Origin of the sequence: Ferrovibrio terrae, assembly GCF_943371255.1 — a bacterium.
Taxonomy (GTDB): domain Bacteria; phylum Pseudomonadota; class Alphaproteobacteria; order Ferrovibrionales; family Ferrovibrionaceae; genus Ferrovibrio; species Ferrovibrio terrae_B.
Genome location: NZ_CALRUC010000138.1, coordinates 1 through 10,386 on the forward strand (window position 1 = coordinate 1; position 10,386 = coordinate 10,386).

Annotated in this window: 12 protein-coding genes and 1 pseudogene; 6 read left to right on the forward strand and 7 right to left on the reverse strand. The window is 62.5% G+C overall.

All coding sequences use genetic code 11. The annotated features are described in order from the left end of the window. Window positions 1-14: 14 nt before the first annotated feature. Genes ychF through AAG799_RS20440 form a run of 4 tightly spaced genes read left to right on the forward strand, consistent with a single transcriptional unit; the run spans window position 15 to window position 2,720 of the window. Window positions 15-1,115 carry a redox-regulated ATPase YchF gene (gene ychF, locus AAG799_RS20425; RefSeq protein WP_341898776.1) on the forward strand — a complete coding sequence of 367 codons (1,101 nt, stop codon included), beginning with the start codon at window positions 15-17 and terminating at the stop codon, window positions 1,113-1,115. 8 nt (window positions 1,116-1,123) lie between these two features. Further along, window positions 1,124-1,567, forward strand: a complete 444-nt coding sequence (locus tag AAG799_RS20430; RefSeq protein ID WP_341898758.1) for a MaoC family dehydratase — start codon at window positions 1,124-1,126, stop codon at window positions 1,565-1,567. 11 nt (window positions 1,568-1,578) lie between these two features. Beyond that, complete coding sequence (locus AAG799_RS20435; RefSeq protein ID WP_341898760.1) at window positions 1,579-2,031, forward strand: MaoC family dehydratase; 453 nt, start codon at window positions 1,579-1,581, stop codon at window positions 2,029-2,031. Window positions 2,032-2,054: 23 nt separating this feature from the next. Further along, window positions 2,055-2,720: a dienelactone hydrolase family protein gene (locus AAG799_RS20440; protein WP_341898761.1), complete on the forward strand. Its 666-nt coding sequence runs from the start codon at window positions 2,055-2,057 to the stop codon at window positions 2,718-2,720. 7 nt (window positions 2,721-2,727) lie between these two features. Here the strand turns inward: AAG799_RS20440 and AAG799_RS20445 are convergent, their stop codons facing one another. From AAG799_RS20445 to petA, 6 genes are all read right to left on the reverse strand, one after another. Continuing rightward, entirely contained in the window at window positions 2,728-3,582 is an 855-nt protein-coding gene (locus AAG799_RS20445) for a VOC family protein (protein ID WP_341898762.1), read from the reverse strand. 18 nt (window positions 3,583-3,600) lie between these two features. Beyond that, window positions 3,601-4,131: an adenine phosphoribosyltransferase gene (locus tag AAG799_RS20450; protein WP_341898764.1), complete on the reverse strand. Its 531-nt coding sequence runs from the start codon at window positions 4,129-4,131 to the stop codon at window positions 3,601-3,603. A 20-nt stretch (window positions 4,132-4,151) separates the two neighbouring features. Then, complete coding sequence (locus AAG799_RS20455; protein ID WP_341898766.1) at window positions 4,152-5,192, reverse strand: S-methyl-5'-thioadenosine phosphorylase; 1,041 nt, start codon at window positions 5,190-5,192, stop codon at window positions 4,152-4,154. A gap of 120 nt (window positions 5,193-5,312) precedes the next feature. Further along, a complete protein-coding gene (locus AAG799_RS20460) occupies window positions 5,313-6,104 on the reverse strand; it encodes a cytochrome c1 (protein ID WP_341898767.1) in 792 nt (263 codons plus the stop codon). A 13-nt stretch (window positions 6,105-6,117) separates the two neighbouring features. Beyond that, window positions 6,118-7,368 (reverse strand): cytochrome b/b6, encoded by a 1,251-nt coding sequence (locus AAG799_RS20465; RefSeq protein ID WP_341898769.1) that lies wholly within the window; start codon window positions 7,366-7,368, stop codon window positions 6,118-6,120. Window positions 7,369-7,386: 18 nt separating this feature from the next. Next, window positions 7,387-7,920, reverse strand: a complete 534-nt coding sequence (petA, locus tag AAG799_RS20470) for a ubiquinol-cytochrome c reductase iron-sulfur subunit (protein ID WP_341898770.1) — start codon at window positions 7,918-7,920, stop codon at window positions 7,387-7,389. 200 nt (window positions 7,921-8,120) lie between these two features. Here petA and AAG799_RS20475 point away from each other — a divergent pair, with 200 nt between their 5' ends. Together AAG799_RS20475 and hemF are read left to right on the forward strand one after the other, a co-directional pair. Beyond that, a complete protein-coding gene (locus tag AAG799_RS20475; RefSeq protein ID WP_341898772.1) occupies window positions 8,121-8,606 on the forward strand; it encodes a tRNA (cytidine(34)-2'-O)-methyltransferase in 486 nt (161 codons plus the stop codon). 5 nt (window positions 8,607-8,611) lie between these two features. Then, a complete protein-coding gene (gene hemF, locus AAG799_RS20480) occupies window positions 8,612-9,466 on the forward strand; it encodes an oxygen-dependent coproporphyrinogen oxidase (RefSeq protein WP_341898774.1) in 855 nt (284 codons plus the stop codon). 560 nt (window positions 9,467-10,026) lie between these two features. Here the strand turns inward: hemF and AAG799_RS20485 are convergent. Next, window positions 10,027-10,386 (reverse strand): annotated as a pseudogene (locus tag AAG799_RS20485) (hypothetical protein); the annotation flags it as partial.

The following is a 10,386-nucleotide window of genomic DNA, read 5'->3' on the forward strand; positions in this document are numbered from 1 at the left end:
GAAGGACGCGTAACATGGGTTTCAAATGCGGCATTGTCGGCCTGCCCAATGTCGGCAAGTCGACGCTGTTCAATGCGCTGACGCAGACCGCCGCCGCGCAGGCAGCCAACTATCCCTTCTGCACCATTGAGCCGAATACCGGCCTGGTCGGCGTGCCGGATGAGCGGCTCGATGTGCTGGCCGGGATCGCCGGCTCGGCCAAGATCATCCCCACCCAGCTCACCTTCGTCGACATCGCCGGCCTGGTGCGCGGCGCCTCGAAGGGCGAAGGCCTAGGCAACCAGTTCCTCGCCCATATCCGCGAGGTGGATGCGATCTGCCATGTGCTGCGCTGTTTTGAGGACGGCGACATCACCCATGTGGAAGGCAAGGTCGATCCGATCGCCGATGCCGAAACGGTCGAGACCGAGCTGATGCTGTCTGACCTCGAAAGCCTGGAGCGCCGCGTCGACCAGACGGCGAAGCGCGCCAAGCAGGGCAACGAAGAAGAGAAGGCCCGGCTGGCCGTGATGGAAAAGGTGCTGGTGGCGCTGCGTGAAGGCAGGCCGGCCCGCACCGTGGTGCCGACCGAGGATGAAAAGAAGCTCTATACCGAGCTGATGCTGATCACCGCAAAGCCGGTACTCTATGTCTGCAACGTGGAGGAAGCTTCCGCCGCCGAAGGCAATGCCTTCTCCGAACGGGTGAAAGCCAAGGCCGCCGCCGAGGGCGCCGCCATGGTGGTGATTTCGGCTGCCATCGAATCCGAAGTGGCGCAGCTCGACAGCGACGAGGAGAAGGCCGCCTTCCTGGCCGATCTCGGCCTCAAGGAAACCGGCCTGACCCGGGTGATCCGCGCCGGCTACGGCCTGCTGGGACTGCTCACCTTCTTCACAGTCGGGCCAAAGGAAGCCCGCGCCTGGACCGTGCGCAAGGGCGCCAAGGCTCCTGAATCGGCCGGCGTCATCCATACCGATTTCGAGAAGGGCTTCATCCGCGCCGAAACCATCGCCTATGTCGACTATGTCGCCGGCAAGGGCGAGGCCGGCGCGCGCGATGCCGGAAAATTGCGTCTGGAAGGCAAGGACTACATCGTGCAGGATGGCGATGTGATGCATTTCCGGTTCAATACTTAAGAGCAGCCATGAAATATCTGGAAGATTTCATCGTCGGGCAGGTCATGGACTACCCGCCCCGCACGGTGAGCGAAGAAGAGATCATCGCCTTCGCGCGGGACTACGATCCGCAGCCCTTCCATCTCGACAAGGAGGCCGCCAAACAGTCGCTGTTTGGCGGCCTCTGCGCTTCCGGCTGGCACACGGCTGGCCTGATGATGCGCATCCTGGTCGACAACATGATCGGCCAGTCTGCCAGCATGGGATCGCCCGGCGTCGACCAGCTGCGTTGGGTCAAGCCGGTTTTCCCCGGCGACACCCTGCATCTGAGGGGCGAAGTGGTCGAGGCACGGGTCTCCCAGTCCAAGCCCGATCGCGGCGTCATCACCTCGCGCTACGAGATGCGCAATCAGAAGGGCGAAACCGTGCTGACCATGCAGGCCAAGGGCATGTATGCCCGCCGGCCGGTGTGACCGGAGCTGCCATGCAGTATTACGAGGATATTGAAATCGGTGCGTCGCGCGACTTCGGCAGCCGCACCTTCACCGAAGCGGAAATCATCGCCTTTGCCCGGCAGTTCGATCCGCAGCCCTTCCATGTCGACCCGGAAGCCGCCCGCAAGACTGCGTTCGGCGGCCTGATCGCCTCTGGCTGGCACACGGCAGCGGTCGTGATGCGCCTGCTTGTCGATTCCGCCATCGATCTGGAGGCCGGCCTGGGCTCGCCCGGCTTCGATGACCTCGCCTGGCTGAAGCCGGTGCGGCCCGGTGACACCATCCGCGGCCGCATGACCTGCATCGACAAGACGCCATCGCGCAGCCGGCCCGGCATCGGCTCGGCCCGCTTTATGGTGGAAGCCATCAACCAGAAGGACGAGCTGGTGATGCGCTTCACCAGTATCGGCATCATGCGTTTCCGCAATCCGGCCCAGACCTGAAGCCAAGACCTGAGGAGTCCATCATGGGTGCCATGACCAGCCTGACCGCCGCCGACGGCCATCGCCTTGCTGCCTATATCGCCGAGCCGAAGGGCACGGCCAAGGGCGGCGTCGTGGTGATCCAGGAGATCTTCGGCGTCAACAGTCACATCAAGGCGGTAGCCGACGGCTATGCCGCCGATGGCTATTACGTCGTGGCGCCGGCCCTGTTCGATCGCGTGCAGGCCAATGTCGATCTGGGCTACAGCGCCGATGATGTGGCCGCCGGTCGCGAGATTCGCGGCAAGATGGTCTGGGATACCGTGATGCAGGACGTGACCGTGGCCTTTGCCGCTGCCGCCCGCGCCGGCCGCGTCGGCACTGTGGGCTACTGCTATGGCGGCGGCGTCACCTGGAAGATGGCGGTCGCTCTGCCCGGCCTGGCGGCCTCGGTGGGCTATTACGGCGGCCCCTGGGGCGAATTGAAGGACGAGGCGCCGAAGGCACCCTGCCTGCTGCATTTCGGTGCGCTCGACAAGATGATCCCGACCAGCCTGGCCGATGAGCTGAAGGCCAAGCACCCCTTCATCACCACGCATATCTACGATGCCGATCATGGCTTCAACTGCGATCAGCGCGCGACCTACAATGCCGCAGCTGCCGTGACCGCACGGCGCCGCACGCTGGCCTTCTTCGAAGCGTTGCTCTGAATTCCGGTCAGGCGCGGCTGGAGAATTCCAGGAAGCAGCCATGGGCGGCTGAGGCCGGCACCAACACGGTGCCGTCCAGGCTGCGCGCATGGTCCACGCCAGCCGCCTTGAAATAGGCCGCGGCAGCGTCCGTGTTGTGCACGCGGAAGCGCAGGCCGGCCACATAAGGCGTCGGTCGTGGCGGGTGGGCGAGATCGGGGAACAGGGTATCGAGATCATCGGGCGTGACGAACAGGATCGTCTCGGTACCGCTGCGCACCGCCACCATACGGTCGGTGCGCACGGTGTTGCCGGCGCCGACCAGGGTTTCGTAAGCCAGCTCCAGTGCCACCGGATTATCGGTCACCACGATCACACTGCTGATCTGCTCGGCGCCATTGGGATGCACCAGCCATTCCGGCCTGCGCAGCAGTTCCGGCGTCAGATGCTGGCACAGGAACATGGATAGCTGCGGGGTCGCTTCGGGGGGCAGATGCACCAGTGAAAAGGCCGGCAGCACGGTGCCTTCGGGCAACTCCAGTTCGCGCTTCAGATTCTGCGGCGCGGACGGATTCAATCCCGAAGCCTTGAGTTCGGCGACTGCCGTGACGGCATCGTCGATCCCCAGCACCACCTTGTGCACGCCCTCGCCCTTGATCCTGAGCGTGTCTTCCAGCCCGGCGGTATAGCCGCCCGGCTCGGCGATCCCGAGCAGTTCGTGATAGGTGCGCGGGAACATGATGCAGTAGTTGCCGGTGGCCCAGCCGATATGTCGCCCGCGCGGCGTGATGGTGAAGCCGAGCCTGCGGTAGGTTTCCCGCGCCGCCTCAAGATCCGTCGTCGCCAATACGGTGTGGTCGAGCCCGGTAATCCGATGTGCCACTGCTCTGCTCCGACAGGCTCAGTGCCCGTCAAACTCGCAAAGCGACAGCACCTGTACGCCCAGCGCCTCGAGCCGCTTGCGACCGCCCAGTTCCGGCAGGTCGACGATGAAGGAACAGCCGACCACGGTGCCCTTATGGGCGCGGATCAGCTTGATCGCCGCCTCGGCGGTGCCGCCGGTGGCGATCAGGTCATCGACGATCAGGATGTTTTCATTCGGCTGGATGGCATCGACATGGATTTCCATCGAATCGGTGCCGTATTCCAGCTGATATTCCTGCGACATGGTCTTCCACGGCAGCTTGCCGCGCTTGCGCACCGGTACGAAGCCGATAGAGAGCTGATGCGCGATGGCACCACCCAGGATGAAACCGCGCGCCTCGATGCCCACCACCTTGTCGATGCGGGTACCGGCCAGCGGCTGCACCATCTCGTCGACGGTCTTGCGGAAGCCGCGTGCGTCCTGCAGCAGCGTGGTGATGTCGCGGAACATGATGCCCGGCTTCGGATAGTCGGGGATGGCGCGGATCTTTTCCTTGATACCCTGCATGGCAGGTCTGTCCTTTATCTTTAAGCTCTGAACATGCGGCCGGCGACCGCATCGAGTTTCTTCTTCATCTTGGGGTCGCGCTTTTCCGGCGCGGTGATCAGCGCCGTATCCAGCACATGACCGCAGCCCTGCGGGCAATGCCCGGGGCGATGCTTCAGATGCGGCACGGCCTTGGCGACCAGGTTCTGACCCTTTTCGGCGTTATCCAGCAGAACGCGGATCACGGCGGCGACATCGACATGATCATGATCCGGGTGCCAGCAGTCGTAGTCGGTGACCATGGCGACTGAAGCGTAGCAAAGCTCGGCCTCGCGGGCGAGCTTGGCCTCCGGCGCATTGGTCATGCCGATCACGTCGCAACCCCAGCTCTTGTAGAGGAAGCTTTCCGCCTGGGTCGAGAATTGCGGGCCTTCCATGCAGAGGTATGTGCCGCCCCGCTGCGCCGTGATCCCGGCCTCCCGGGCAGCCTTCTCCAGCGCATCGCCGAGGCGATGGCAGACCGGATGGCCGGCCGAGACATGCGCGACCAGGCCGGTACCAAAGAAGCTCTTCTGCCGCATGAAGGTGCGGTCGATAAACTGGTCGACGATCACGAAGGTGCCCGGCGCCAGGTTTTCCTTGAACGAGCCGCAGGCCGAAACCGAAAGCACATCCTGGCAGCCGACGCGCTTGAGCGCATCGATATTGGCGCGGTAGTTCACCTCGGACGGCGAATGGACATGGCCGCGGCCATGGCGCGGCAGGAAGACCAGCTCGGCGCCATCCAGCGTGCCGAACAGCAGTTCGTCGGAGGGATCGCCCCAGGGGGTCGAAACCTTGCGCCATTTGGTGTTCTTCAGCCCGGCCATGCCGTAGATACCGCTGCCGCCCAGTACGCCGATGCGCACCGGATCGCCCGGCTTGGCGACATGTGGCTTGGGAATGCCGGCCTTGACTGCGGTCGCGCGAACCGCCTTCACCGGCTGGCGCTTGGCGGCAGTCTTCTTCACGACCTTTTTGACAGCCTTCTTCGCAGGTGCCTTCACGGCCTTCTTTGCCGCTTTTTTCTTCGCTTTTGCCATGGATGATGTCCCCCGGACTCGGGCCGAATGCCGCGCGCGACTTAAGCAAACCCCCTGTAGCAGTGCAACAAAAAAGGCCGCCCGGAAGGCGGCCTTTTCCGTGTCTCGATCAAATCAGGCCTAGTGCAGCTTGGCCCAGATGCGCTTCTTGGCAGCGAAGAACAGGCCAGTCAGCACGACCAGGAAGATCATCACCTTGAAGCCCATGCGCTTGCGCTCTTCCAGTTTGGGCTCGGCGGCCCACATCAGGAAAGCCGAAACGTCGTGTGCCATCTGGTCGACGGTCGCCTTGGTGCCGTCGGCATAGGTCACCTGGTCCGCATTCAGCGGCTGCGGCATGGCGATCTGGTGGCCCGCGAAGTACTCATTGTAGTTCAGGCCTTCGCCGAGGGCGAACCCAGCCGGGGCATCCTTGTAACCCGTCAGCAGCGCCTTGATGTAATCGGCGCCGGCACCCTCACGACGGCCATGATCACGGGCCTTGGCGATCAGCGACAGATCGAGCGGATAGGCGCCGCCATTCGAGGCCCGCGCCGCTTTCTCGTTCGGGAAGGGCGATGGGAACTTGTCGGACGGCAGGGCCGCACGCTTGAACATATCGCCCGCATCGTTCGGGCCGTCGGTCACCTCGAAGGTGGCCGCCAGCGCCTTTACTTCGGCCGCGGTGAAGCCCGGGCCGCCCGGATCGGCGAGATTGCGGAACGCCACATACTTCATGGCATGGCAGGCCGCGCAGACTTCCTTGTAGACCTGATAACCGCGCTGCAGTTCAGCGCGATCATAGGTTCCGAAGGCACCGGTGAAGCTCCACTTCTGTGCCGGCGGCGCGACACTGTCACCAGCGGCGAGAGCCGGAGCGGCGAAGCCAATTACCACCGCGGCTAGGATCGTGCGCATCATTGTCACCTTCATGGTCCGATCCCCCTTACGCCTTGCTGCCGGCAGCGCCGGGCTCGGTCTTGAGCACAGCCTCACTGATCGAGGCAGGCAGCTTCAGCGGCTTCTCGAACCAGCCAACCAGCGGCATCAGGATCAGGAAATGCGCGAAGTAATACACCGTGCAGACCCGGCCGATCACCAGGGCCAGACCTTCCGGCGGCAGGCCGCCGGCATAGGTCAGGCCGATGCAGGCGATCAGGAAGACCCAGAACAACTGCTTGTAGATCGGACGGAACTTGGCCGACCGCACCTTGCTGGTGTCCAGCCAGGGCAGCAGGAACAGAATCAGGATGGCGCCGAACATCAGCAGCACGCCACCCAGCTTGTCGGGCACCGAACGCAGAATCGCGTAGAACGGCAGGAAGTACCATTCCGGCACGATATGCGCCGGGGTCACCAGCGGGTTGGCCGGAATGTAGTTGTCCGGATGGCCCAGGAAGTTCGGCGCGTAGAACAGGAAGAAGCAGAAGAAGATCAGGAAGGCGCCGACGCCGACTGCATCCTTGATGGTGTAGTAGGGATGGAACGGGATGCGGTCCTGCGGGCCCTTGGTATCGATACCCAGCGGGTTGTTCGAGCCGTGCTGGTGCAGGGCGAGAATATGCAGGATGACAATGCCGACGATCACGAACGGCAGCAGGTAGTGCAGCGAGAAGAATCGGTTCAGCGTCGGGTTATCGACGGCGAAACCACCCCACAGCCAGGTCACGATCGGCTCGCCGACCACCGGAATGGCCGAGAACAGATTGGTGATCACGGTGGCGCCCCAGAAGCTCATCTGGCCCCAGGGCAGCACATAGCCCATGAATGCGGTCGCCATCATCAGCAGGAAGATGATCAGGCCGAGGAACCACAGGATTTCGCGCGGCGCCTTGTAGGAACCGAAATACAGGCCGCGGAAGATATGGATGTAGACCACGATGAAGAACATCGAGGCGCCGTTGGCATGCATGTAGCGCAGCAGCCAACCGTAGTTGACGTCGCGCATGATGTGCTCGACCGCATCGAAGGCCATCGAGGTATGCGGGGTGTAGTGCATCACCAGCACGATGCCGGTGAGGATCTGGATCACCAGGCAGAGGCCGGCCAGCGAGCCGAAATTCCACCAGTAGTTCAGGTTCTTTGGCGTCGGATACTGGCTACCGACCATATGATCGAGGGTGGAGAAGACCGGCAGGCGGTACTCGATCCACTTGACGAGCGGGTTGCTCATGAAACCGGAATTATTGTCAGCCATGGGTGCTGGTCCTTAGCCTTAGCCGATACGGATGCGGGTATCGTTGAGGAAGGCGTATTCCGGAATCGGAAGATTCGCCGGCGCAGGGCCTTTGCGGATGCGGCCCGAGGTATCGTAGTGCGAACCGTGGCAAGGGCAGAACCAACCGCCAAACTCGCCCTGCTGGCCGAGCGGCACGCAGCCCAGATGGGTACACACGCCCATCATGACCAGCCATTCCGGCTTTTTCACGCGATCGGCATCCTTGGCCGGGTCCGGCAGGGCCGCCGCGTCATCCTTCTTCGCCTGCTCGATCTCGGCGGCGGTGCGGTGACGTACGAAGACCGGCTTGCCGCGCCACAGGATGGTGACGCTCTGGCCCGCAGCGATCTGACTCAGATCGACTTCGGTGCTCGACAGCGCCAGCACATCGGCCGACGGGTTCATCTGATGAATGAACGGCCATACCGCCGCCGCCGCTCCCACCGCGGCGAAGGCACCGGCGGAAACGACGATAAAGTCGCGCCGGGTCGGCTCGGTCGTACCGGCCGCTTGGGTCGCTGTCCCTGCCATAGATCCCTCGAAGATAATAAGACTTGGAAACGTGTCGCGATATTTCTCACTATATGTTGGCGAAGTCCAGCACTTAGCCCGACGGATGCGACAGGTTGCCGCAGGGGTCTTGTCCTTGGAATCACCTCGGGAAACCGCGAAAAAAATGCCCCTCTTGCCCCCCGCCCCGGAACCCGATTCAGAACCCCCATTGGAAGGCCATGCGGCTCGCGCTTTTTGAACCTGACATCCCGCCGAACCTGGGCACGATTCTGCGCCTGGGCGCCTGCCTGGAAACGCCGGTCCACGTGATCGAGCCCTGCGGATTCCCTTTCTCGGTGCAGACCGTGCGCCGCAGTGCCATGGACTATCTCGAACATGCCGAGATCCACCGGCACTTGAGCTGGGGGCATTTCCTGGCTGAACGGCCGGCCGGCCGCCTGGTGCTGATGACCACCCGGGCCGCCGTTCCCTATACGGAGTTCCGCTTCGCCCCCGATGACATCCTGCTGTTCGGCCGTGAGAGCAAAGGCGCGCCGGATTATGTCCATGCCGCCGCCGATGCGCGGCTGCTGATCCCGATCCGACCTGGCCTGCGCTCGATCAATGTCGCCACCGCCGCCGCCATCGTCCTTGGCGAAGGCCTGCGACAATGCGATGCCTTCCCGCGCAGCGCCGTCACCGCACCGCCGCGCAACAAGGAGTAAAACCCATGAGTGACTCCGTCATCACCCAACGCCAGGCACAGGCCAGACACTGGTTCGAATCGCTGCGCGACCGGATCTGCGCCGCTTTCGAGTCACTGGAAGACGACCTGAACGGACCGTTGCGCGACCGTCCCGCCGGCCGTTTCGAACGCACGCCCTGGGAGCGGCCCGGCGGCGGCGGCGGCGTCATGAGCGTGATGCACGGCCGGGTGTTCGAGAAGGTCGGCGTGAATGTCTCAACCGTGCATGGCGAGTTCAGCGAGGACTTCCGCAAGCAGATTCCCGGCGCCGCGGCCGACGGCCGTTTCTGGGCCTCAGGCATCTCGCTGGTGGCCCATCTGCAGTCGCCCAAGGTGCCGGCGGTTCATATGAACACCCGCTTCATCGTCACCAGCAAGGCCTGGTTCGGCGGCGGTGCCGATCTGACCCCCATGGTTGCCGATGAAACCGACACTGCCGCCTTCCATGCCGCGCTGAAGGGCGCCTGCGATCGTTTCGATCCGGGCTACTACCCGCGTTTCAAGCAATGGTGCGATGAGTATTTCTACCTGCCGCATCGCAACGAGCCGCGCGGCGTCGGCGGTATCTTCTACGATCAACTCGACAGCGGCGATTGGAAACGCGATTTCGAATTCACCAAAGCGGTCGGCGAATCGTTCCTCGAATCATATCCAAAAATCGCCCGCAAACACCTCGATGAGGCGTGGTCGGAGGCCGAAAGAGAGCATCAACTGGTCCGTCGCGGACGCTATGTTGAGTTCAATTTGCTCTATGATCGCGGCACAACTTTCGGTCTGAAAACCGGCGGCAACACCGAAGCGATTCTGATGTCGATGCCACCGAGCGTGAAATGGCCGTGATTAAAAAACACCAGATTTCATGCGGGTTTTTTGCATGTCGCGTTTTTCTCAAGTCATCGCGCGCGTTTTACTTGAGCGATGCTTTTTCGTTCGTGCCGCGTGCATGATTCCGCTATCGGATTGGGAATGCGCTTAACCATTTTTTAAGCGCGCGCAAGATTTAGTGGTTAATACTGCAGCGTTGTGCTACAGATATACGTGTTCGGGAAACATTTCCCGAAAACTTCGTTGCGGTGAAAACCGCACTCTAATCCATGGAGGAGAAACTCATGGCTGCGAAGAAAAAGGCCGCTAAGAAGAAGGTGGCGAAGAAGGCTGTGAAGGCTAAGAAGGCCCCGAAGGCCAAGAAGAAGGCTGCCAAGAAGAAGGCCGCCAAGAAGAAGTAAAGTTAGAGTTTTAGTATGTGGTCTTGAGCTCCACGTCGGCGACCGGGTTTACGGCGCCGACGTGGAGCTCAAGCTCTTTTAGGGCTGTAGTAATTCCGCGCTGACTACAGTCCCATCCCTGCTCAGGCAGGCCGCGCCGAAATCAAAACAAAATAAAATCAAACATTTAGCGTCTTAATCCTCGTCTTCCGGGGCCAGACGCACGCGATCGCCCAGGCGCTGTAGGCAAGCCTCGCGATTGGGGCGGAATCCTTCATCCGCCCACCAGGATTCCAGTTCGTTGAGCAGGGCGCTGACCGTCGGCCCGGGTGCGAAACCGGCGGCCAGAATGTCGGCACCACGCAACGGAAAGACCGGACGCTGCCAGGTCGTGCTGGCTATGGACCGGGTGACGGCGCGCTCGCCATCGACCTGCTGACGGCTCGCCGCCAGCAGGATGCCATCGCGGCACCGTTCCGCCCCCAGGCGATAGAGCATCAGCCGGAACGCCGATTCGTCTTCCAGCATCGCAGCATCGATCGGCGGCAGCGATAG

What these genes read in the sequence shown, in the direction of transcription:
- ychF (WP_341898776.1), top strand. Translation starts at nt 15, where the DNA reads ATGGGTTTCAAATGCGGCATTGTCGGCCTGCCCAATGTCGGCAAGTCG.
- AAG799_RS20455 (WP_341898766.1), bottom strand. Translation starts at nt 5,192, where the DNA reads ATGGCAAAAGCGAAGAAAAAAGCGGCAAAGAAGGCCGTGAAGGCACCT.
- AAG799_RS20465 (WP_341898769.1), bottom strand. Translation starts at nt 7,368, where the DNA reads ATGGCTGACAATAATTCCGGTTTCATGAGCAACCCGCTCGTCAAGTGG.
- AAG799_RS20450 (WP_341898764.1), bottom strand. Translation starts at nt 4,131, where the DNA reads ATGCAGGGTATCAAGGAAAAGATCCGCGCCATCCCCGACTATCCGAAG.
- AAG799_RS20475 (WP_341898772.1), top strand. Translation starts at nt 8,121, where the DNA reads ATGCGGCTCGCGCTTTTTGAACCTGACATCCCGCCGAACCTGGGCACG.
- AAG799_RS20460 (WP_341898767.1), bottom strand. Translation starts at nt 6,104, where the DNA reads ATGAAGGTGACAATGATGCGCACGATCCTAGCCGCGGTGGTAATTGGC.
- petA (WP_341898770.1), bottom strand. Translation starts at nt 7,920, where the DNA reads ATGGCAGGGACAGCGACCCAAGCGGCCGGTACGACCGAGCCGACCCGG.
- AAG799_RS20440 (WP_341898761.1), top strand. Translation starts at nt 2,055, where the DNA reads ATGGGTGCCATGACCAGCCTGACCGCCGCCGACGGCCATCGCCTTGCT.
- AAG799_RS20435 (WP_341898760.1), top strand. Translation starts at nt 1,579, where the DNA reads ATGCAGTATTACGAGGATATTGAAATCGGTGCGTCGCGCGACTTCGGC.
- AAG799_RS20430 (WP_341898758.1), top strand. Translation starts at nt 1,124, where the DNA reads ATGAAATATCTGGAAGATTTCATCGTCGGGCAGGTCATGGACTACCCG.
- hemF (WP_341898774.1), top strand. Translation starts at nt 8,612, where the DNA reads ATGAGTGACTCCGTCATCACCCAACGCCAGGCACAGGCCAGACACTGG.